This is a genomic window from Phenylobacterium sp. (assembly GCF_046290725.1).
Lineage (GTDB): Bacteria > Pseudomonadota > Alphaproteobacteria > Caulobacterales > Caulobacteraceae > Phenylobacterium.
The window spans coordinates 604,792-626,177 of sequence record NZ_JBKBUH010000002.1 but is presented as its reverse complement, the minus strand read 5'-3'; the positions used below and the strand labels follow the sequence as shown (position 1 = coordinate 626,177).

The following is a 21,386-nucleotide window of genomic DNA, read 5'->3' as shown; positions in this document are numbered from 1 at the left end:
GGGCTTCGCGCCCTCGCCGTCCGCTATCCAGGGGGAATACGCCCGATGATGTTCAAGACCCTGCTTGCCGCCTCCGCCGCGGCGGCCGTGGCGCTCGCAGCGCCCGCCTACGCCCAGGCCCAGCCCGCCCAGGTGAAGGCCGCCAGCAAGGCGGTGGCCGAGCTGCCGCTCGACATTTCCTACACCCGCTACGTGCTGAACAACGGCTTGACCCTGATCGTCCACGAGGACCGCAAGGCCCCGATCGTGGCGGTAAACATCTGGTATCACGTGGGCTCCAAGAACGAGCCGCGCGGACGCTCGGGCTTCGCGCACCTCTTCGAGCACCTGATGTTCAACGGCTCGGAGAACTTCAACGACGACTACTTCAAGGCGACCCAGAAGATCGGCGCCACCAACCTCAACGGCACCACCAACCTCGACCGCACCAACTATTTCCAGAACGTGCCGAAGGAGGCGCTGGACACCATCCTGTGGCTGGAGAGCGATCGGATGGGTCATTTGCTGGGCGCGGTGGACGAGGCCAAGCTCACAGAGCAGCGCGGCGTGGTGCAGAACGAGAAGCGTCAGGGCGAGAACCAGCCCTACGGCCAGACCTTCAACCTGGTCACCAAGGCGACCTATCCCGAGGAGCACCCCTACGGCCATACGGTGATCGGCTCGATGGAGGACCTCGACGCCGCCACCCTGGAAGACGCGCGGGAATGGTTCCGCACCTATTACGGCGCCTCCAACGCGGTGATCGTCCTGGCCGGCGATATCTCGCCGGAGGAAGCCAAGGCGAAGGTCGAGAAGTACTTCGGCGAGATCCCCCCGGGGCCGCCCGTGGCGCACCCGAAGGTCTGGATCGCCAAGCGCTCGGGGGCCCAGCGGGAGGTCGCCTACGACCGCGTGGCCGCTCCGCGCCTCGTGAAGGTGTGGAATATCCCACAGTACGGCGATCGTGACGGCACGATGCTGGAGGTGCTGGGCGACGCCCTGGCCGGCGACAAGACGTCAAGGCTCTACAAGCGGCTGGTCTTCGACGAACAGATCGCCACCGACGTCAGCGCCGGGCCGGAGTTGAACGAGATCGCCGGGCGATTCTGGATCCAGGTGACCGGCAAGCCCGACGCCGACATCGCCCGGATCGAAGCGATCGTCGAAGAGGAACTGGGCAAGATGCTGGCGCAGGGTCCCACCGCCTCGGAGGTCGAAAAGGCCCGCACCCGCCGGATCGCCGCCACGGTGCGGGGCCTGGAGCGGGTCGGCGGCTTCGGCGGCAAGTCCGACATCCTGGCCCGCCACCAGACCTTCCTCGGAGACCCCGACGCCTGGAAGACGGTGCTGGCCCAGGTTCGCGCCGCGACCTCCGCCGAGGTGCGGGCCGCCGGCCAGCGCTGGCTGAGCGACGGATCCTACACCCTCACAACCCTGCCCTTCCCGGCCTATGCGGCCTCCTCCGCAAAGGCCGACCGCTCCGCCGTGCCGGCGGCGGGCGAGGTGGCGCCGGCGGTGTTCCCGGCGGTGCAGCGGGCGACGCTGTCCAACGGCCTGCGGGTGATGCTGGTGGAGCGCCGCGATTTACCGATGGTCAACCTGCGCCTCATGGTGGACACCGGCTATGGGCCGGATTTCGCCGGCGAGCCGGCGGGCGTCGGGAGCCTTGCGGTCAGCCTGCTCGACGAAGGCACGACGAAGCGCGACGCCTTGGCGCTGTCGGACGAGCTCTCGCGCCTGGGCGCCACCCTCAACGCCTTCGGCGGGGGCGAGACGTCCGGCGTGCAGATGAGCCTGCTGAAGCCGACGCTCGACGCCGGCCTCGACATCTTCGGCGACGTGATCCGCAATCCCGCCTTCCGCCCGGCGGACTTCGAGCGCCAGAAGGCCCTGCAGATCGCCGCCATCCAGCGGGCCAAGCGCGATCCGCAGCAGATCGCCAACCGCGTGGTCGGACCGCTGCTGTATGGGCCGGACCATCCCTACGGCCGACTGGCCACCGAAGAATCCCTGGCCGCCGTCGACCGCAACGCGGTGGCGGAATTCCATCGGCGCTGGTTCCGGCCGAACAATGCGACCCTGATCGTCGTCGGCGACGTGACGCTGGCCGAGCTGACGCCGAAGCTTGAGACGGCGCTCGCCGGCTGGGCGCCGGGCGAAACCGGCCGCATTGCGATCCCGGATCCGACCACGCGGTCGCGGCCGGTGATCTATCTGGTCGACCGGCCGGATTCGGTGCAGTCGGTGATCGTCGCGGCGACGACGGCCCCGCCGCGCACGGCCGAAAGCCAGATCGGGTTGGACGCCTTCAACAACGTGTTCGGCGGCTCCTTCACCAGCCGCATCAACATGAACCTGCGCGAGGACAAGCACTGGTCCTATGGCGCGCGATCGATGCTGTCGGCCCAGCGCGGCCCGCGCACCTTCCGCGCCCAGGCGCCGGTCCAGACCGACAAGACCAAGGAATCCATGGTCGAGCTGGCCAAGGAGATGCGCGAGATCCTGAAGGACCGCCGGATCACGCCGGCCGAACTGGCCGCCGCCCAGAGCGACCTGACGCTCGGCCTCTCCGGCCGTTGGGAAGCCGCCGCGGCGGTGACGGAGTCGCTGTCGGAGCTGGTGACCTTCGAGCTGCCGGACGACTACTTCTCGACCTATGCGGAGAAGATCCGGGCGTTGGATCCCGAGGCGGCGACGGAGGCCGGCGCGCCCCTGCTCGCCGACCCGAACCCGGTCTGGATCGTGGTCGGCGACCGGGCGAAGATCGAAAAGGGCCTGCGCGAGCTCAACCTCGGCGAGATCCGGGTGATCGACGCCGACGGCAATCCCGTCTGAGGGGATGGGCCGCAGCCTCCGCGGCTGCGGCCCGCCTCTTAGGCCGCCTCCGGCCCGCCGAACCGCTCCAGCCACTCCGCGACCTGGGCGTCCTCGATCTTGCGGAAGAGTACGTCCGGCGCCGCGACCTGACGGCCGGTCGGCAGGAGGTCGAGCGCGCCCGCCGGCTCCGGCCAGCGACCCGGGAAGTCCTCGCCGACCGCCAGGGCGATCTTCTCCGCCGTGAACGGGATGAACGGTTCGGAGACCTTGGCGAAGAGGGCGACGAGGTTGAGGCCGGTGCGCACCGCCACGGCCGCGCGGTCGCGGTCGGTCTTGATCGCCGTCCAGGGCGCGGCCTCGGTCAGGTACTGGTTGCCCAGCACCCAGAGCTGGCGCAGGGCCGTGGCCGACTTGCGGAACTCCCGGTCCTCCAGATGACCGGTCAGCTCGGCGAGCTTGGCGGCGACGTCGGCACGCAGCCTGGTTTCCAGTTCGCCGTCGGACCCGCCCTCAGGAACGACACCGTCGAACCGGCTCTCGGTGAACTTCAGGATGCGGTTGACGAAGTTGCCCAGCACGTCGGCGAGGTCGGCGTTCACCTGCGCCTGGAATTGCTCCCAGGTGAAGGTCGCGTCCGAGGTCTCGGGCGTATTGGCGGTGATCCACCAGCGCCAGTAGTCGGGCGCCAGCAGCTCCAGGGCGTGGTCCATGAACACCCCGCGCTTGAGCGAGGTGGAGAACTTGCCCCCGTAGTAGTCCAGCCAGTTGAAGCCTTTGAGCTGGTCCACCAGCTTCCACGGCGCATTGCCCTGCGCCCGCCAGGCGCCGTTCTCCAGGCGCTCGTTCACCCCGATCAGGGTGCAGGGAAAGCCCACGGTGTGGAAGGGCACGTTGTCCTTGCCCATGAACTCCACATAGGTGACGTCCGCGGCGTCCGGCAGGCGCCACCAGCGCTCCCACTCGGCCTCGTCCGCCGGGCCGCGCCCAGCCTCCGCGGCCCGCGCGTCCGCCCATTCCCAGGTGGCGCCGATATATTCGATGGGCGCGTCGAACCAGACGTAGAACACCTTGCCGGCCAGGCCTTCGACGTCCGGCGTCGCGCCGTCCGGATTGGGCCCCCACTCCCAGGCGTTGACCGGCACGCCCCATTCGAGGTCGCGGGTGATGCCGCGGTCCTGCAGGCCCTCGTCCAGCCACTTGAGGGCGATGGACGTGACCAGCAGCGGCCACTGGCCCTTCTTCCCGTCGATCCAGGCGCGCAGCTTGTCGGAGAACAGGCTCTGGCGCAGGAACAGGTGCTTGGAGCCGCGGATCTCGATGTCCTCCGAGCCCGAGACCGCCGAGCGCGGATTGATCAGGTCGGCGGGGTCCAGCACCCGCGTGCAGTTCTCGCACTGGTCGCCGCGCGCGGCCGTGTAGCCGCAGTGCGGGCAGGTGCCGATGACGTAGCGGTCCGGCAGGAACCGGTTGTCGGCGTTGGAATAGACCTGCTGGGTGATCCGCTCCTCGATGAAGCCGGCCTCCCACAGCTCTCGGGCAAAGCGCTGGGTCAGCCTGTGGTTCTGCGGCGAGGACGAGCGGCCGAAGTGGTCCCAGGAGAGGCCGAAGCGGCGGCCCAGATCGTGCTGCACCGCGTGCTGTTCGGCGCAGAAGCTGGCCGGATCCTGTCCGGCCTCGGCGGCGGCGAGCTCCGTCGGCGTGCCGTGCTCGTCCGTGGCGCATATGTAGAGCGTCTCGCGGCCGCGCGAACGCTGGAAGCGGGCATAGACGTCCGCCGGCAGCATGGAGCCCGCCAGGGTCCCCAGGTGCTTGATCCCGTTGATGTAGGGCAAGGCCGAGGTGATGAGGATGCGGGACATCGTGCGCTCGAAGAGAATGGAAAAGCCGGAGGCGGCTTATAGGGCGCCCATATGGCCCGCCAAGGCCGCCCGCGCCACCCCTGCGGAAAAGCCTCGCCTTTTCCAAGCTTGGGCGTAACACTTCCCTAGCGGAAGGCGGCCTTCAGACGCCGCCTCCGGCATCGAGGGAGAAGACGTCAATGTTCAAAGGCATCAACTGGATCGCCGTGCTGGTCGCCGTCGTGCTGCAGCAGGCGCTGGGCTATCTCTGGTACGGCCCGCTGTTCGGGGCTCAGTGGACGGCGCTGCTCGGGCACGAGCCCGACATGTCGAACGTGGCGGTGAATATGAGCCTCGGGGTGGTGGTTTCGGTCATCATCGCCGTGGGCCTCGCCTGGCTAATCGGCCGCCTTGGCGCGGCGACGCTCATCGGCGGCCTCACCACCGCCTTCGCCGCCTGGTTCTTCTTCAACTTCACCACCATGGCGGTGGACTATCTCTATGTCGGCCAGAACGCCGCCTTCGTCGGGATCAATATGGGCTACCAGCTGGTCGCCTATCTGCTCTCCGGCGCGGTGATCGGCATGATGAAGCCGAGGGGGGCTGCGGCGGCCACGGCTACCGCCTGACGGCTCGACGCGGGCGCGGGCTCGTGTCATGCAGCGCCATGCTGCGACACGAGCCCCCGCCCCCATGCCGAAACTGACCCGCAGCGGCCTTGCCATGCTGGGCGCGGAAGACGCCGCAGCCGGGGAACCGGTCTATTTCCAGGTCGTGCTGGAGCACGACGACGATGGGGTGCACGACTTCTCCTGCGTCGTCCGCGCTCCGGCCGGTGGCGGATTCGGCCATCTCTACGGCCGCCCTCTGGTGCTGGATATCGCCGAGGGTCCGACCTTCGGCGTCGTCATCGTGCACATGGATGGCGACGAGGCGGTCCTGCAGCTTCGCTCCTAAAGCGGCCCCTTGAAGACGAAGAGCGCGCCGGCGGCGATCAGCGCGAAGCCGACCGCATGGTTCAGCGTGAACCGCTCGCCCAGATAGGTCACGGAGAAAACGGCGAACACCACCAGGGTGATCACCTCCTGCATGGTCTTCAGCTCCGCCGCGGAATAGACCGCCCGTCCCATGCGGTTGGCCGGCACGGCCAGGCAATATTCGAAAAAGGCGATTCCCCAACTGGCGATCACGATCAGCCAGAGCGGCCGGTGCTCGACCTTGAAATGCCCGTACCAGGCGAAGGTCATGAACACGTTCGACGCAAGAAGCATCAGGATCGGCGCCAGGAAGGCCGTCATGTTCGGCATGGTCCAAAGTCCCCCGGGGGCGCGGCGCAAATCTGCGCTTAACCTGCGCGCCGTGCGCCCTATAACTGCCCGGGGTCATCGAGGGGAGAGCCGGACATGAAGGGGTGGATGAAGGCGCTCGGCCTGACGGCGGCGCTGGCTCTGGCGGCGTGCGGCCAAGGCGGCGGCCAGACTCTGAAGATCTACAATTGGTCGGACTATATCGACCCGGAGCTCCTGACCGAGTTCACCCAGGAGACCGGGATCAAGGTGGTCTACGACACCTTTGATTCCAACGAAATCCTCGAGACCAAGGTCCTGCAGGGCAATACGGGCTACGACATCGTCACGCCGTCGAACCACAACGTGCCGCGCTACATCAAGGCCGGGGCGATCGCCGAACTGGACAGGTCGCGCCTGCCCAACGCCCGCCACCTGTGGCCGCAGATCATGGCGCATATGGAGCCGTTCGATCCGGGCGCGCGCTATTCGGTCCCCTACATGTGGGGCACCATCGGCATCGGCTATAACGCCGAGGAGGTGGCGAAGCGCCTGCCTGGAGTCGCCGTCGACTCCTGGGCGGTGGTGTTTGATCCGGCCAATCTCGCCAAGCTCGCCGACTGCGGCGTCTATTGGCTGGACGCGGCCGAGGACATGTACGCCGTGGCCCTGAACTACCAGGGGAAGAACCCCAATTCGACCAACCTCGCCGACTATCAGGCGGCCACGGACATGATGATCCGTGGCGCGGCCGCACGTGCGCAAGTTCCACTCCTCCGAATATGTGGAGGCTTTGGCCAACGGCGATATCTGCGTGGCCATCGGCTATTCCGGCGACGTGCTGCAGGCCCAGGCCCGGGCTGAGGAAGCCGGCAACGGCGTCAAGGTCGAGTACGTCATCCCCAAGGAAGGCAGCCAGGTCTGGTTCGACGTCTTCACCATTCCCGTGGACGCGCCGAACAGGGCTGCGGCCTATCGCTTCCTCGACTTCATGCTGCGGCCGGAGGTGATCGCCAGGGCCTCCAACTACACTCAGTACGCCAACGCCAATCAGGGCGCGACGCCGCTGCTGGACGCCGAGGTCCGCGACAATCCGAACATCTATCCGACCGCCGAGGTGTTCCAGCGCCTGTTCGTCACCACCGACAAGGACCAGGCCCTGCTGCGCGACGTCACCCGCCAGTGGACCCGCGTCCAGACGGGCCGATGAACGAGCGGCGCCCGCGGCTCAATATCGGAGCCGTCCGCTCGACCTTCGCGCCCTGGGCGGACCCGGCGGCCCAGCCGCTCGTGCGCTTCGAGAACGTCGTGAAGCGCTTCGGGGAAGAGACCGCCGTCAATGGCGTCTCGCTGGACATCTACGAGCGCGAGTTCTTCGCCCTGCTGGGCCCCTCCGGCTGCGGCAAGACCACGCTCATGCGCCTCCTGGCCGGCTTCGAGACGCCGGACGCCGGACGCATCACCCTGGGCGGCCAGGATCTGACCAGCCAGCCGCCGCACCGCCGGCCGGTGAACATGATGTTCCAGTCCTACGCCCTCTTCCCGCACCTGTCGGTCGAGCGGAACATCGCCTTCGGCCTGCGCCGGAAAGGCCTGTCCAAGGCCGAAGTCGCCGACCGCGTGACCGAGATGCTGGCGCTCGTCCGACTGGAGGGGTTGGCCCGCCGCAAGCCGCATGAGCTCTCGGGAGGCCAGCGCCAGCGCGTGGCCCTCGCCCGCGCCATCGCGCCGCGGCCGCGGATGCTGCTGCTGGACGAACCCCTGGCTGCGCTGGACAAGAAGCTCCGCGAAGAAACCCAGTTCGAACTGATGGCGCTGCAGCAGCGCCTCGGCATGACCTTCCTGATCGTCACCCACGACCAGGAGGAGGCCATGGTCACCGCCGACCGGATCGCCGTCATGCGCGCCGGCGAGATCGTCCAGATCGGCCGCCCGGCCGAGGTCTATGAGGCCCCCAACTCCCGCTACGTGGCCGACTTCATCGGCGACGTGAACCTGTTCGAAGGCCGAGTGGAGAGCGCCGACGGCGCGGTCGTCCGCCTGGCCAGCGCCGACGCGCCCCGCGGCTTCGAGGCCCTGGAAGACGAGGACATCGCGCCCGGCGCCTCGGCCTGGCTGGCCGTGCGGCCTGAGAAGATCGCCGTCCACCAGACCGCGCCGCCCGCGGGCCGCAACGTCCTGGCCGGAAAGGTCGCCGACATCGGCTATCTGGGCGACTGGACCACCTATCTGGTGGAGCTGCCCGGCGGGCGGACGGTTCGCGCCGCCCGGGCGAACGCCGCCCGCATCGTCGAGCGGCCGGTCGACTGGGACGATCCGGTGTGGCTGAGCTTCGCGCCCGACGCCGCCGTGGTGCTGACGCGGTGAAGCCGCGTCGCGATCGGTCCGCCTTGGCGGCGGCGGCGCCGTTCCTTTGGCTTTGCCTGTTCTTCCTCGCGCCCTTCCTGCTGGTGGCGAAGCTCTCGCTGTCGGACGTGGCGCTCGCCATTCCGCCCTATACGCCGCGCCTGGACTGGTCGCAGGGGATCGAGGGGCTCCGCGCCTTCCTCGCCGGGCTTGATTTCGAGACCTACAGCCGTGTGGTGGAGGATCGGCTCTACCTAGCGGCCTATCTCTCGAGCTTGAAGTTCGCCGCCGTCGCCACGGCGATCCTGCTGCTGATCGGCTATCCCATGGCCTACGCCATGGCGCGCGCGCCGGATACGGTGCGACCCGCACTGCTGATGGCGGTGATCCTGCCCTTCTGGACGAGCTTCCTGATCCGCGTCTACGCGCTGATCGGCATACTGAAGCCCGAGGGCCTGCTGAACGTGGCGCTGCGTGGCGTCGGCCTGCCGCCGGTGGCGATCATGAACACCGAGACGGCGGTCTATATCGGCCTCGTCTACGCCTACCTGCCCTTCATGGTCCTGCCGCTCTACGCGGTGCTGGAGCGCCAGCGCCACGACCTGCTGGAGGCCGCCGCTGATCTCGGCTGCACGCCGGTCGAGGCCTTCTGGCGGGTGACCTTCCCGCTTTCCCTGCCGGGCGTGGCGGCCGGAACCCTGCTCTGCTTCATCCCCATGGTCGGCGAGTTCGTGATCCCCGACCTCCTGGGCGGCTCGGGCGTGCTGATGCTGGGCAAGACCATCTGGAACGAGTTCTTCGCCAACCGCGACTGGCCGGCGGCCAGCGCCGTGGCCGTCGCCCTACTGGCCACGCTGGTCCTGCCGATCTGGCTCTACCAGCGCCAGCAGGCGCGGCTGGTGGAGGGCGGGCGATGAAGCGCCGGCTGACCGCCTTCAACATCGCCGCCCTGGCTCTCGGCTTCGGCTTCCTCTACCTGCCGATCGCCCTGCTGGTCGTCTATTCCTTCAACGCCAGCCGGTTGGTGACGGTCTGGGGCGGCTTCTCCACCCGGTGGTACGGGGCGCTCTTCCGAAACGAGCAGCTGCTGGACGCGGTCTGGGTGACGTTCCGGGTCGGGCTGATCTCGGCGACCCTCGCCACGGCTCTCGGCGTGCTGGCGGCGGTGGCGCTCACCCGCGGCGGGCGGTTCCGCGGCCGCACCCTCTTCTCCGGCATGGTCTATGCGCCCCTGGTCATGCCGGAGGTGATCCTCGGCCTCTCCCTGCTCCTGCTGTTCGTCTCTCTCGCCCTGCCCCGCGGCTTCTGGACGGTGACGCTCAGCCACGCGACGGTCACCATGTGCTACGCCACGGTGGTGGTGCAGGCCCGGCTGGCCAGCTTCGATCGCAGTCTGGAGGAGGCCGCCCAGGATCTCGGCTGCTCGCCCTGGCGCGCCTTCTTCGCCGTCACCCTCCCCAATATAGCACCCGCCGTGGCGGCGGCCTGGATGCTGGCCTTCACCCTGTCGCTGGACGACCTGGTGATCGCCAGCTTCACCTCGGGGCCCGGCGCCACCACCCTGCCCATGCGGATCTACAGCCAGGTTCGGCTAGGGGTCAGCCCGGAGATCAACGCGATCTCCACCCTGCTGATCGGTCTCGTAGCGACCGGAGTGGTCGCGGCCTACCTGATCACCGCTCGGCGTCGGGCGCCGGTCCGGTCATAGGGGCGCGGTGCGGTCGAACCAGGGCCTGGCCTGCTCCAGCTGGCCAGCCAGGCGGAACAGCAGCGCCTCCTCGCTCATCCGCCCCACGAACTGCAGGCCGATCGGCAGCCCCGACGCGCTCCAGGCCAGCGGTACGGTCATCGCCGGCTGACCGGTGTTGTTGAAGGCCTGGGTGTTGGGCATGAAGGCGAAGAGCCGCTGGGCGTACTGGCCGAAGTCCTCCGTCAGATGGCCGACCGGAATGGCCGGGCTTCCCAGGGTGGAAAGCAACAGCACGTCGTAGCGCTGGAAGAGCCCCGCCACCGCCCGGCCATAGGCGTGGATGGTCGCCAGCGCCCGGATGTAGGCGCCGCCCCCGACCGACTTGCCGCGCTGATGCATGGCCCAGGTGAGCGGCTCGACCTCGCCGGCCTCCACCGGTCGGCCGCGGCGCTCGCCCTCGGCCTCGAAGGTGGCCACGAGGCTGGCTCCGATGATGTCGCCCGCCGCCTGCTGCATGGCGGCGAGGTCGCCGGGCAAAGTCACCTCGTCGACGATGTGGCCGAGGGATTCGCAGAGCCGGGCGGCGTCGCGCACCGCCGCGGCGCATTCGGGATCCAGGGCTTCGGAGACCAGGGCCGCGGTGGTGAAGCCGATGGCGAGCTTCCCGGGCTCGCGCCGCGCCTCCTCGGCGAAGGGGGTCTCCGGGCGCGGCAGGTAATAGGGGTCGCCCGGCTGCGGTTCGCAGGCGACATCCAGCAGCACGGCGGAGTCGCGCACCGAGCGGGTGACGGCGTGCTGGATCGAAGCGCCGCCCCAGCCTTCGCCCAGCGGGGCGAAGGAGACACGGCCGCGCGACGGCTTCATGCCGAAGAGGCCGCAGGCCGAGGCCGGCGTGCGGATCGAGCCGCCGCCGTCGCTGGCGTGGGCGGCAGGCACGATGCCCGCCGCAACCGCCGCCGAGGCCCCGCCGGAGGAGCCGCCCGGCGTGCGCGACAGGTCCCACGGATTGCGGCTGGGGCCGAACAGGGCCGGCTCCGTCACCGGCATCAGGCCGAACTCGGGCGTGTTGGTCTTGCCGAAGAAGACCAGGCCCGCCTGGCGGTAGAGGCTGACCAGCGCGCTGTCGGCGGTCGCGTGCAGATCGCGGAACAGGGCCGATCCGGCGGTGGTGGGCGATCCCGCCAGCTGCGCGCCCAGGTCCTTCAGCAGGAACGGCACGCCGGTCAGCGGCCCGACCGGCAGGCCCTGGGCCACCGCCGCCCGGCCCCATTCGCTCAGGTCCATGGTGACGGCGTTCACCTGCGGGTTCACCGTCTGCATCCGGGCGATGGCGGTCTCCAGCAGTTCGGCCGGCGAGACCTCGCCGCGGGCGACCAGGGCCGCCAGCCCCACGGCGTCGTGCTTGCGGTATTCGGCGAACTCCATCGCGGCTCCCTCTCCTATCGGGCTTAAGGGAGCACAGCCGTCCGGCCCGGGCCAGAGCACGATGCGGTCAGACAGAATCGACTGACCGCATCGTGCTCGAGATTCAAAAAGTTGAGCGCGTTCTTATCGCAAAACCGGGTTCCACTTTTGCGGAACGCGCTCTAGAGGCCCACGCCCCGGATGTCCGCCGCGCAGATCGCGCTCATCAGCTTCTCGTTGGCCGAGCCCGCCGAGACTTCCGTCCAGTTCGGCTGTTCGGCCTGGCGGGTCCGACTTTCGCCCTTGAGGTTGTTTTCGGCGTAGATGGTGATCCGGCGCACCCAGACCCGGCGCATCGGGCAATCGACGATCCAGGTCTGGCGGCCCGAGCGCGTGCCGTTCGGCCCCAGCCGCATGCCGCCGTAATATTCCCGCCGGATTTCGGCCATCCGGTAGCCGTCGGGGCCGAGCACCACGCCATCGGCCGATCCGAAAGAGGCGGCGACCGTGTCGGCGGCCAAGAGGCCCCAGCCGTCAGTGTCGATATGGGCCTCGATCCAGGCGGCGACGTTTTCTTCGTTCAGCGGCTCGGCCGGCGGCGGAACCTGCGCCTGGGCCGGAAACGTGAGGGTGAGCAGAACAGCGGCCGAAAGGGCCGGAACGCGCCAGGTCATGGGGAGACTATAGGCGCAGGGCGCATCGATCAGCCATAGCCGGCGACGGCGGCCACCCCGGTGGCGATCAGGGGCAGAGAGATCAGCCCCACCAGAACGCCCACCATCCAAGCGGGCGCCGGCCCGCGGCGGCGCGGCCGCGGCGGCGGCGGCCTGCGTCGGCGTTGCTCCAGATAGATCACGTCTCCCATGGAGGGTCTTTCCGGCGTTTCCTCGAGGGGCAAACGCCGCGCGTGCCGGGATGTTCACAGCGCCGCCTGTTCCGACATGACTTGCCCCCGCCGAACCGCCCGCCTATGGTCCGCGCCGCTTCGCCCGGCGCGCCCGCGCGCCGCGCCAAGGGCCGGTAGCTCAGTGGTAGAGCATTCGACTTTTAATCGAATGGTCCTGGGTTCGAGTCCCAGCCGGCCTACCAAACTCCCTCGCCTTCGCGCATGCACCTGGCGTGGAGCCGTAGTTTCCGCGACTCGTTTCATTGTCCTGGAGCGGCGCCGTTCGGCGACCGCGATGAGCTTTTAGGGAACGCCCCATGCGGAAGGTTCTGCTCGTATTGCCGGTCCTGGCGCTGGCCGGCGCCTGCACCACCACGCGGGCGGACGGCTCGCCCCAGGTGCAGACCACCAGCGAGGCCAAGCGTGAGAGCGTCGAAGGCGCGCTCACCTCGCCGCTGCGCGACGTCAACCTCCTGCGCAACAAGATCCCGCCGGTGCTGCTGGACGCGATCCCCCATCCCTATGAACGCCCAGCCCCGGCCAGTTGCGAGAACATCCGCTACCTGGTCATGACGCTGAACGCCGCGCTCGGCCCCGATCTCGACGAGCCGGACGACAACGAGGAAAGCCTGATGATGCGCAGCCGGGACACCGCGCTCGGGGCCATGGCAGGGCTCGCCTCCGACATCATCCCGTTCCGCGGCTGGGTCCGGAAGCTGACCGGCGCGGAGCAGCACGACCGGCTGGTGGCCGAGGCCATCACCGCCGGCGGCGTCCGGCGCGCCTATCTGAAGGGCCTGGGCGAGGCGCGCGGCTGCAATCCGCCGGCCACGCCCAGTCACGTGAAAGCCGGCCGCGAACCGATCCAGCAGGAGCTTCGGCCCCGTTACCCGATCCGCTGAGCGGCGTGGAACTCGCGCCGGAAGGCCTCGAACCGCCCCTCGGCGATGGCCGCCCGCATCTCCGCCATCAGGCTCTGGAAATAGGCGATGTTGTGCCAGGAGAGCAGCACCTGGCCCAGGATCTCCTCGGCCTTCACCAGGTGGTGCAGATAGGCCTTGGAATAGAGGCTGGAGGCCGGAACGGGGATCGAGGCGTCCAGCGGCGTGTCGTCCTCGGCGAAGCGCGCATTCTTGAGGTTGATCGGCCCTTCCCGCGTCCAGGCCTGGCCGTGCCGGCCCGAGCGGGTGGGTAGGACGCAGTCGAACATGTCCACTCCGCGCGCCACCGCCTCCACCAGGTCGACCGGCTTGCCCACGCCCATCAGGTAGCGAGGGCGGTCGGCCGGCAGCATGGCCGGCGCATAGTCCAGCACCTCGCACATGGCCGCATGCCCCTCGCCCACCGCCAGGCCGCCGATGGCGTAGCCGTCATAGCCGGTTTCGATCAGCCGCTCGGCCGATTCCCGGCGCAGATGTTCGAAGGTCGAGCCCTGCTGGATGCCGAACAGGGCCTGGCTCTCGCGCGATCCGAACGCCGCCTTCGAGCGCGCGCCCCAGCGGGCCGACAGGCGCATGGCCTCGGCGGCGCGCGCCTCCTCCGCCGGCCAGGCGACGCATTCGTCCAGCTGCATGACGATGTCGGAGCCCAGGAGGTCGGCCTGGATCTCGATGGAGCGTTCGGGGCTCAAGACGTGCTTGGACCCATCGATGTGGCTCTGGAAGGCGACCGCCTCCTCGGTGACCTTGGCGATCTTCGACAGGCTCATCACCTGGAAGCCGCCGGAATCGGTGAGGATCGGCTGGTCCCAACGCATGAAACGGTGCAGGCCGCCAAGGCGCGCCACCCGCTCGGCCGTGGGCCGCAGCATCAGGTGATAGGTGTTGCCCAGGATGATGTCGGCGCCGGTCTGCGCCACCTGATCCACCGTCAGGGCCTTCACGGTCGCGGCCGTGCCCACCGGCATGAAGGCCGGCGTGCGGATGTCCCCGCGCGAGGTCTTGAGCACGCCCGTGCGGGCGGCGCCGTCCGTCGCCGCGATCTCGAACGGAAAGGCCGTCATCGCTCCGTTCTCCAGAGGAGACTGGCGTCGCCGTAGGAATAGAAGCGGTAGCCTGCTGCGATGGCGTGGGCATAGGCCTTCTGCATGGCTTCGAGCCCCGCAAAGGCGGAGACCAGCATGAACAGGGTCGACTTCGGCAGGTGGAAGTTGGTCATCAGGCCGTCGGCGGCCCGGAAACGGTAGCCCGGCGTGATGAAGATGGCGGTCTCGGCGGCGAAGGGGCGGACCACGCCGTCCTCGTCCGTGGCGCTTTCCAGAAGGCGCAGGGAGGTGGTGCCGACACAGACGATCCGCCCGCCAGCCGCCTTGGCCCGGTTGACCGCCTCGGCGGTCTCGGCGTCCACCTCGCCATACTCCGCATGCATGCGGTGTTCGGAAAGGTTCTCGGTCTTCACCGGCAGGAAGGTGCCGGCGCCCACGTGCAGGGTGACGAACTTCAGGATCACCCCTTTTTCGCGAAGCTGTTCCATCAGTTGCGGCGTGAAATGAAGGCCGGCCGTCGGGGCCGCGACCGAGCCCTCTTCCTGCGCATAGACCGTCTGGTAGTCGGCGCGGTCCTGGGCGTCTTCCGGCCGCTTGGCGGCGATGTAGGGCGGCAGGGGCATGGCCCCTCGCTCGGCGATGGCGGCGTCCAGGTCAGGCCCCGCGAGATCGAAGGCCAGCGTCACCTCGCCACCCTCACCTTTTTCGGCGACGGTGGCGTCGAGGGCGCCCAGCAGGCAGGCGCGGTCCTCCATGGCGCCGAAGATCACGCGATCGCCGGGCGCCAACTTCTTTCCCGGCTTCATGAAGGCCGTCCACCGGGAAGGCGAGAGCCGGCGGTGCAGGGTCGCCTCGACCGCGACGTTCGAGCCCTCGCGCACTCTCCGCCCCTTCAGGCGCGCCGGGATCACCCGGGTGTCGTTGAAGACCAGCACGTCGCCGGCGCGCAGCTCGTCCGGCAGGTCCCGCACGGTGCGATCGGCGAAAGGCGCCCCGGGATGCACCACCAGCAGCCGGGCGGCGTCCCGCGGTTGGGCCGGTCGCAGGGCGATGCGATCCTCGGGCAGATGGAAGTCGAAGTCGGAAAGCTGCATGGGCGGGCTTGAAGCGCATGGGCGGGGCTGCCCGTCAAGCCACGGGCCGTGTTAGGTCGCCCCATGCCGCGCGCGCGAATCGTCCTCATGGTCCTGGGTCTCGCCCTGGCTTGCCCCGCGGCGGCGGGCGCTCTGGCGGCGCAGGCGGGGCGCTGGAACACGACCCTGGACGTCCTGAGCCACCTGGCTCCAGCCTGGCTGGCCGCCGGCGTGGCGGCGCTGATCCTTGCCGCCGTCCTCCGCCGCAGCGGCGCGGTCATCGCCATGGCCGTGCTTGGCGGCGTTGCGGTCATCGCCAGCCTGGTTCTGATCCTGCCGGAGCTGACGCGGCCGGTCCCCCCCGCCGCCGCGGCCGGAGGCGCCGGCGAGGTCAAGGTCGTCCAGTTCAACGTTTCCGACCATGGCCTTCGCCTGGACGAGGCGGTGCGATGGCTCGCCGCCGAGGAGCCGGACTTCCTGGTGATCGAGGAATCGACGCCGCAGGTGCGGAACGGTCTCGCCAGCCGGCTGAACCGCCATGTCGCCTGCGGCCAGACCTGCTTCGTCGCCATCCTCAGCCGCGAGCCGCCGAGCGCCGTCGACGCGCCCCGGCGCGGCCGCTACGGCCTGGGGCCGGCCATCACCATCGGCCGTTACGGGCCCGCCGAACAGCCGGTCGTCGTGGCGGGGGTCCACTATGTCTGGCCGACCCAGACCCGCACCCATGCCGAGAACAGCCGCCGGCTGATGCAGATCCTGAAGGACTACGACCGGGAGCGGCTGATCCTGGCCGGCGACTTCAACTCCACCCCCTGGTCCTTCGAACGGCGGCGGGAGGATGCGGAGCTGGGCCTGACCCGCCGGACGCGGGCGCTCTTCTCGTGGCCCGCGCGCGGCCTGCCGGGCTTCCCGTTCCTGCCTATCGACCACGTCTATGCCGGCCCCGGCTGGCGGACGGTGGAAGTGCGACGTGGTCCGCGGCTGGGCTCGGACCACTATCCCATCGTCGCCGTCCTGGCGCCGGCGGAGCAGCCCTGACCATGGGGTTCCTCCAGGCCCTGGCGGGAAGCTTCGTCTACGCCTTCGGCGCGCTCTGCGCGGCGGCGTCGCTCGCCGCGCACGGCGGCCGGTGGAGCGTGCGCCTGGACGTCCTGACCCACTTCGCCCCCATCTGGTTCGCCGGCGGGGCGCTGGCCCTGGCCTTCGCCTTGGCCAGCCCTCACGGGTTCGGCCGGACCCTGGGCGGCTTCGCCGGCCTCCTCGCCGTCGTGGCCGCCGGCGCCCTGATCCTGCCGGAAGTCACCCGGCCGGAGAGCCCGCGGGCGCCCGCCGACGCGCCGCGCCAGCTGAAGCTGATCCAGTTCAACACCTGGGGCCGCAACGTCGATCCGCAGGGCGCCGCCCGCTGGATACTCGAGCAGGATCCCGACCTGGTGGTGCTGCAGGAATCCACCGGCCCCATCGTGGCGCGGCTGCGCAAGGCCGGCTTCCATACCGCCTGCGGCGACTGTTCGGTGGTGATCCTGAGCCGCGCGAAGCCGGTGGTCACCGACACCCCGGTCGACCGCGCGCCGGGTCCCCGCGCGCCGACGGCGCGGGCCACCTTCGCCGAGGCCGACGGCGGCCATACGGTGGTGGCCACGCATTATATCTGGCCGACCTATGGCGACGCCCAGCAGAGACAGGGCGAGCGCCTGGCGCGCATCCTGGACCGGCTGCCGAAGTCGCGCCTGATCCTGAGCGGCGACTTCAACTCCACGCCCTGGTCGTTCAGCCGGCGCGCCGAAGACGCCCGCTTCGGCCTGGAGCGACGCACCCGCGCCTTCTTCTCCTGGCCGGCGGCGGAGTTCACCCGGCGGCGGATTCCCGCCCCCTTCCCGTTCCTGCCCATCGATCACGTCTATGCCGGCCCGGATTGGAAGACGGTGAGCGTGGAGCGCGGCCCGCGCCTGGGCTCCGACCACTATCCGGTGATCGTGACCCTGGCGCTCGATCCCGCCAAGTCGCTCAGCCGGGTTGCAGGGCGGCGAGGAAACCCTGCTTCGTGAAGGTTATTCGGCCGTCGCCCAGGTCCTGGACGCAGGCCTTGTCCTTCAGGCTCGCCAAAGCGCGCTCCAGCGTGTCCGGCGCAGCGCCGCTCTCAACCGCCGCCGCCAGGGCCGACTCGGCCGAAAACGCCTCGCCCGGCCATATGTCGTAGCCGCGCAAGGCCTTCAGCAGGGCCCGCTCGGCGGCGTCGAGGATCATCAGGTGCGGCGCCAGAGGGCGCAACTCGGCGCGCGATTCCAGCGGCTTCGACTCCCCTTCCAGCATCCCCCGGGCGATTTCCGATTCCCCCATCACGACACGGTTCGCGCCATGGGTCAGAAGATGCGTGGCCTCGGCGTCCATATGGGCGCGGGCGACGATCTCCACGGCCGGATTGGCCTTGCGGACCTTCTCGACGATGCCGCCGGCCTCGAAGCCGTCGGACACCGCCACGAACAGCCGTCGAGCCTGGCCGAGGCCGGCCGCCCGCATCACCTCCGGGTCGGCGGCGTTGCCCACGACGACTTCGTAGCCCAGCCGCTGGGCGGCGGCGGCCGGCTCGGCCTCGGCCTCCACCAGCACGAACGGGACCCGATCGACGGCCATGCCGGCGGCCAGGGCCTGGCCGACGCGGCCATAACCCACCAGCACCGTGTGTCCGGCGAAGGCCGTCTGCCCGGAGGGCGGAACGGCGGCCTCCGGTTCCAGATCGGGCGTCGGCGCGGCTGGGGCCGGCGTGGGACGCGGCGTCCGCACCGCAAGGCCGAAGATCAGCGGGTTGAGCATGATCGAAAGGATCGCGCCGGCCAGGATCAGGTCGCGCCCCTCCGCGGGCAGCAGGGCGAGCTCCACGCTCAGGCCGGCGAGGATGAACGAGAACTCGCCGATCTGGGCGAGGCTGGCGGCCACGGTCACGGCCGTGGCGTTCGTGCGTCGGAACGCCCGGATGATCGCCCAGGCGGCCAGCGACTTGCCGACCACGATGATCCCCAGGACGCCGGCGACCGCCAGCGGCTGCTCCAGCAGGACAGCCGGATTGAACAGCATCCCCACCGAGACGAAGAACAGCACGGCGAAGGCGTCGCGCAGCGGCAGGGTCTCCTCGGCCGCGCGCTGGCTGAGCTCGGACTCGGCCAGGATCATGCCGGCGAAGAAGGCCCCGAGCGCGAAGGACACCCCGAACAGGCTCGCCGCCCCGAAGGCGACGCCGAGCGCGATGGCCAGCACCGCCAGGCGGAACAGCTCGCGCGAGCCGGTGTGGGCCACCCAGTGCAGGGCCCAGGGAATGATCCTGCGCCCGACGATCAGCATGAAGGCGACGAAGCCGCCGACCTTCAGGGCCGTCGCGCTCAAGGGACCGACCCAGTCGACCGTCGCCGGGTCCACCCGCAGGGCGTCGGCCAGCGCCGGCAGCAGCACCAGGGCCAGCACCATGGCCAGGTCTTCGACGATCAGCCAGCCCACGGCGATCTTGCCGCGGTCGGACTGGACGAGCCGGTGCTGCTGGAGCGCGCGCAGCAGCACGACGGTGGAGGCGACCGAGAGCGCCAGGCCGAAGACGAAGCCTGAGATCGGCGGCCAGCCCATCAGATAGCCCATGCCCATGCCGAGCAGGGTCGCCGCCGCCATCTGACCCAAGGCGCCCGGCACGGCGATCAGCCGCACCGCCAGCAGGTCCTTCAAGGAGAAATGCAGGCCCACCCCGAACATCAGCAGGATCACGCCGATCTCGGCCAGCTGGTTGGCGAGCCCCTGGTCGGCCACATAGCCCGGCGTGAACGGCCCGACCACGACGCCCGCCAGCAGATATCCGACCAGCGGCGAGATCCGGAACCGCTGGGCCAGCGCGCCGAGCAGGAAGGCGCCGACGAGGCCCGCGACGATGGTGGCGATCAGCGGCGTGTGATGGGGCATGGTCCTCCGGAGGTTCGAGAGATCGTCCCCTGCAATTGCGGGTCGTCTCCGGGGAAATCAACAACTGCGACGCTCGGCGCCCTTGAACTTTGCGTCAGCGGCGCGGTCGCACGCGGATGAAGCCGAGGACCAGCCAGGCCGCCATCGCCCAGGCCGCGCCGAGCGCCCAGCCCCCCGCCACGTCCGTCGGCCAGTGGACGCCCAGATAGACGCGGCTGACGCCCACCAGCACCACGAACACCACCGCCAGGCCGTAGATCAGGGCCTTGGTCCGCTTGCGCGCCTCGACGCTCGCCACCACCGTCGCCAGGGTGAAGAAGGTGACCGCCGCCATGGTCGAATGGCCGCTGGGGAAGCTCTGGGAATAGACGTAGCCGCCGTGGGCGACGAGGGCCGGCCGGTCGCGGTCGAACAGGGCCTTGGTGAGTTCGCTGGAAACCTGGGCCAGGATCACGGTGGCCGCGAAGACCAGGGCCTCGCGCCGCCGGTCGTGGAAGATCAAGAGCAGGGTCGCCACCACCACGGTGAAGGTGAGCAGGGTGAAACCGCCCAGGGCGGTGACGTCGCGCATCGCCTCCTCGAACCAGCGGGGGCCCAGCGGGTCGGCCGGGTCGGCGGGATTGCGCAGGGCGAGCAGCAGCCAGCGGTCGGCGGCGTCGGTCTCGCCCTCCGTCACCTCGTCGGCCAGGGTCAGGAAGGCCCAGAGGGACCCCGCCCCCGCCAGCAGCACCGCCAGGGCGCGGCTTTCCTGGCGGGCGGCGAGCACGCGCGCACGGGCGATCAGCGGACGGGTGGCGAAGCGCCCAGGCATGGCGGAGGAACGCCAAAGCCCCGCTTCGGTTCGCCGCACGCGGTTGACGCCCGGTTGACGCCCAGTTGACGCAAGGGCGCCCCTTCCCCTCGCCCAAGCTCGGCCTCTACACTCTTTTAATGACGAGTATCCAAGCTCCGCGCGCGCCCGAAGGCGGCCGCATGCGCGCTCCAGGCGTCCGTGCGGTGAAGCCGCGCAACGCCGCGACCCTGATCCTGGTGCGCCGGGACCGCACGAAGCCGCAGGTGCTGATGGGCCGCCGCCACGGCGGCCACGACTTCATGCCCAATCTGTGGGTCTTTCCCGGCGGCCGCATCGACCGCAGCGACTTCCGCGCGCCCTACGCCACCGACCTTGCGCCCGAGGTGGCCGGCAAGTTCGAGGCCCACATCCCGCTCGCCCGCGGCCGGGCGCTGGGCCTGGCCGCCATCCGCGAGACCTTCGAGGAAGCCGGCCTGCTGCTGGCGAAGCCCGCCCCGGCCCGGCCGGCCGTCGGCCCCTGGCGCGAGTTCCTGGCCCAGGGCGCAGCCCCCGACCTCGCCGCCCTGCGCATCGTCGCCCGCGCCGTGACCCCGCCGGAGCTCGCCAAGCGGTTCGACACCTGGTTCCTGATGGCCGAGGCCGAGCACCTGGTCAGCCTGGAGCGCCAGCCCGACTGCGGCGAGCTGGAGGAGATCGCCTGGGTCGACTTCGACGAGGCCGCCGCCCTCCCCCTGCCCTCGGTCACCCGCACGGTGATCGCCGAGGCGGTCCGCCGCCTGGAGGAGCCCGACCGGCCCCAGCCCTTCATGCGTTTCCGCGCGAAGGGCGCCCGCCTCTCCCACCTCTAGAGCAGGGCGTGGGGCGCGTTCTGATCGCAAAACCGGGCCCCACATTTGCGGAACGCGCCCGGCATTGACTTTGGGGCGCGGATTCGTATTGTCCGCGGCTCTTTCGAACACCTGCCGGTGAGACCGGCCCCGCGAGGACCGACCATGGCGAAGCCCGCCTCCATCAAGATCCGCCTGAACTCCACCGCGGACACCGGCTACTTCTACGTGACCAAGAAGAACGCGCGCACCAAGACCGAGAAGCTGGTGATGAAGAAGTACGACCCCGTCGCGCGCAAGCACGTCGAGTTCCGCGAAGGCAAGATCAAGTAAGGCTGGCGCCAGCCCTGCGAGACAAAGACGCCCGGCCGAAAGCCGGGCGTTTTTCTTTGGTGAAACGTCTGGCTCGGGGCGTCCGTGTCCGGTTGGGCGCCAAGAGGGAAGCTGAGTTTCGCGCAAGATGCGGATGTTCAACGGTTGAACCCGGCTCGCCCTCTTCGCGACACGAAGAAGCTACTGCT

22 protein-coding genes and 1 tRNA gene are annotated in these 21,386 nt (G+C 69.7%); 14 read left to right on the top strand and 9 right to left on the bottom strand.

The window, feature by feature from the left end; all coding sequences use genetic code 11:
• The first annotated feature begins 45 nt into the window (after positions 1-45).
• On the top strand, positions 46-2,814 hold the full coding sequence (locus ACK41C_RS14350) for a M16 family metallopeptidase (RefSeq protein WP_409655629.1): 2,769 nt from the start codon (positions 46-48) through the stop codon (positions 2,812-2,814).
• 38 nt (positions 2,815-2,852) lie between these two features.
• Here the strand turns inward: ACK41C_RS14350 and metG are convergent, their stop codons facing one another.
• Complete coding sequence (gene metG, locus ACK41C_RS14345; RefSeq protein WP_409655626.1) at positions 2,853-4,655, bottom strand: methionine--tRNA ligase; 1,803 nt, start codon at positions 4,653-4,655, stop codon at positions 2,853-2,855.
• A gap of 179 nt (positions 4,656-4,834) precedes the next feature.
• On the opposite strand from metG, the gene ACK41C_RS14340 reads away from it, so the two are divergent.
• Both ACK41C_RS14340 and ACK41C_RS14335 read left to right on the top strand, forming a co-directional pair.
• Entirely contained in the window at positions 4,835-5,263 is a 429-nt protein-coding gene (locus tag ACK41C_RS14340; protein ID WP_409655624.1) for a DUF1761 domain-containing protein, read from the top strand.
• A gap of 64 nt (positions 5,264-5,327) precedes the next feature.
• Entirely contained in the window at positions 5,328-5,591 is a 264-nt protein-coding gene (locus ACK41C_RS14335) for a hypothetical protein (RefSeq protein ID WP_409655622.1), read from the top strand.
• Here the strand turns inward: ACK41C_RS14335 and ACK41C_RS14330 are convergent.
• Positions 5,588-5,941, bottom strand: a complete 354-nt coding sequence (locus tag ACK41C_RS14330) for a DMT family protein (RefSeq protein ID WP_409655620.1) — start codon at positions 5,939-5,941, stop codon at positions 5,588-5,590. The two genes, ACK41C_RS14335 and ACK41C_RS14330, sit on opposite strands and share 4 nt — an antisense overlap.
• A 96-nt stretch (positions 5,942-6,037) precedes the next feature.
• Between ACK41C_RS14330 and ACK41C_RS14325 the strand changes: the two genes are divergently transcribed.
• The 5 genes from ACK41C_RS14325 to ACK41C_RS14305 are packed head-to-tail and all read left to right on the top strand — an operon-like array spanning position 6,038 to position 9,974.
• Positions 6,038-6,784, top strand: a complete 747-nt coding sequence (locus ACK41C_RS14325; protein WP_409655618.1) for an extracellular solute-binding protein — start codon at positions 6,038-6,040, stop codon at positions 6,782-6,784.
• Entirely contained in the window at positions 6,735-7,130 is a 396-nt protein-coding gene (locus ACK41C_RS14320; protein WP_409655615.1) for an extracellular solute-binding protein, read from the top strand. The genes ACK41C_RS14325 and ACK41C_RS14320 overlap by 50 nt, the downstream gene beginning before the upstream one ends.
• Positions 7,127-8,287, top strand: coding sequence for an ABC transporter ATP-binding protein (locus tag ACK41C_RS14315; RefSeq protein ID WP_409655613.1), 1,161 nt, complete (start codon positions 7,127-7,129; stop codon positions 8,285-8,287). Before ACK41C_RS14320 ends, ACK41C_RS14315 begins: the two co-directional genes overlap by 4 nt.
• A complete protein-coding gene (locus ACK41C_RS14310; RefSeq protein ID WP_409655610.1) occupies positions 8,284-9,183 on the top strand; it encodes an ABC transporter permease in 900 nt (299 codons plus the stop codon). The genes ACK41C_RS14315 and ACK41C_RS14310 overlap by 4 nt, the downstream gene beginning before the upstream one ends.
• Positions 9,180-9,974, top strand: coding sequence for an ABC transporter permease (locus ACK41C_RS14305; protein WP_409655607.1), 795 nt, complete (start codon positions 9,180-9,182; stop codon positions 9,972-9,974). The genes ACK41C_RS14310 and ACK41C_RS14305 overlap by 4 nt, the downstream gene beginning before the upstream one ends.
• On the opposite strand, the gene ACK41C_RS14300 is transcribed toward ACK41C_RS14305, so the two are convergent.
• The 3 genes from ACK41C_RS14300 to ACK41C_RS14290 all read right to left on the bottom strand — a co-directional run bounded on the left by ACK41C_RS14300 (position 9,969) and on the right by ACK41C_RS14290 (position 12,225).
• Positions 9,969-11,381 (bottom strand): amidase, encoded by a 1,413-nt coding sequence (locus ACK41C_RS14300; RefSeq protein ID WP_409655604.1) that lies wholly within the window; start codon positions 11,379-11,381, stop codon positions 9,969-9,971. The genes ACK41C_RS14305 and ACK41C_RS14300 overlap by 6 nt on opposite strands.
• Before the next feature lie 161 nt (positions 11,382-11,542).
• Positions 11,543-12,034, bottom strand: a complete 492-nt coding sequence (locus tag ACK41C_RS14295) for a surface-adhesin E family protein (protein WP_409655602.1) — start codon at positions 12,032-12,034, stop codon at positions 11,543-11,545.
• Positions 12,035-12,063: 29 nt separating this feature from the next.
• On the bottom strand, positions 12,064-12,225 hold the full coding sequence (locus ACK41C_RS14290) for a hypothetical protein (protein ID WP_409655600.1): 162 nt from the start codon (positions 12,223-12,225) through the stop codon (positions 12,064-12,066).
• A 149-nt stretch (positions 12,226-12,374) separates the two neighbouring features.
• Here ACK41C_RS14290 and ACK41C_RS14285 point away from each other — a divergent pair.
• Positions 12,375-12,449 (top strand) — tRNA-Lys (locus ACK41C_RS14285).
• Positions 12,450-12,563: 114 nt separating this feature from the next.
• A complete protein-coding gene (locus ACK41C_RS14280) occupies positions 12,564-13,148 on the top strand; it encodes a hypothetical protein (RefSeq protein ID WP_409655598.1) in 585 nt (194 codons plus the stop codon).
• On the opposite strand, the gene tgt is transcribed toward ACK41C_RS14280, so the two are convergent.
• Together tgt and queA are read right to left on the bottom strand one after the other, a co-directional pair.
• Positions 13,133-14,248: a tRNA guanosine(34) transglycosylase Tgt gene (gene tgt / locus ACK41C_RS14275; RefSeq protein WP_409655596.1), complete on the bottom strand. Its 1,116-nt coding sequence runs from the start codon at positions 14,246-14,248 to the stop codon at positions 13,133-13,135. The two genes, ACK41C_RS14280 and tgt, sit on opposite strands and share 16 nt — an antisense overlap.
• On the bottom strand, positions 14,245-15,324 hold the full coding sequence (queA, locus tag ACK41C_RS14270) for a tRNA preQ1(34) S-adenosylmethionine ribosyltransferase-isomerase QueA (RefSeq protein WP_409655594.1): 1,080 nt from the start codon (positions 15,322-15,324) through the stop codon (positions 14,245-14,247). Before queA ends, tgt begins: the two co-directional genes overlap by 4 nt.
• A 63-nt stretch (positions 15,325-15,387) precedes the next feature.
• Between queA and ACK41C_RS14265 the strand changes: the two genes are divergently transcribed.
• Together ACK41C_RS14265 and ACK41C_RS14260 are read left to right on the top strand one after the other, a co-directional pair.
• Positions 15,388-16,341 (top strand): endonuclease/exonuclease/phosphatase family protein, encoded by a 954-nt coding sequence (locus ACK41C_RS14265; RefSeq protein ID WP_409655591.1) that lies wholly within the window; start codon positions 15,388-15,390, stop codon positions 16,339-16,341.
• Positions 16,342-16,343: 2 nt separating this feature from the next.
• A complete protein-coding gene (locus ACK41C_RS14260; protein WP_409655588.1) occupies positions 16,344-17,351 on the top strand; it encodes an endonuclease/exonuclease/phosphatase family protein in 1,008 nt (335 codons plus the stop codon).
• Here ACK41C_RS14260 and ybaL read toward each other — a convergent pair.
• Positions 17,311-19,245, bottom strand: a complete 1,935-nt coding sequence (ybaL, locus tag ACK41C_RS14255) for a YbaL family putative K(+) efflux transporter (RefSeq protein ID WP_409655585.1) — start codon at positions 19,243-19,245, stop codon at positions 17,311-17,313. The genes ACK41C_RS14260 and ybaL overlap by 41 nt on opposite strands.
• A 94-nt stretch (positions 19,246-19,339) precedes the next feature.
• Entirely contained in the window at positions 19,340-20,056 is a 717-nt protein-coding gene (locus ACK41C_RS14250) for a phosphatase PAP2 family protein (protein ID WP_409655582.1), read from the bottom strand.
• A 161-nt stretch (positions 20,057-20,217) separates the two neighbouring features.
• Between ACK41C_RS14250 and ACK41C_RS14245 the strand changes: the two genes are divergently transcribed.
• Together ACK41C_RS14245 and rpmG are read left to right on the top strand one after the other, a co-directional pair.
• Positions 20,218-20,886, top strand: a complete 669-nt coding sequence (locus ACK41C_RS14245) for an NUDIX hydrolase (protein WP_409655580.1) — start codon at positions 20,218-20,220, stop codon at positions 20,884-20,886.
• A gap of 144 nt (positions 20,887-21,030) precedes the next feature.
• The gene (rpmG, locus tag ACK41C_RS14240) at positions 21,031-21,198 is read left to right on the top strand and encodes a 50S ribosomal protein L33 (RefSeq protein WP_409655578.1); all 168 of its coding nucleotides are present in this window, start codon (positions 21,031-21,033) and stop codon (positions 21,196-21,198) included.
• Positions 21,199-21,386: the final 188 nt, after the last annotated feature.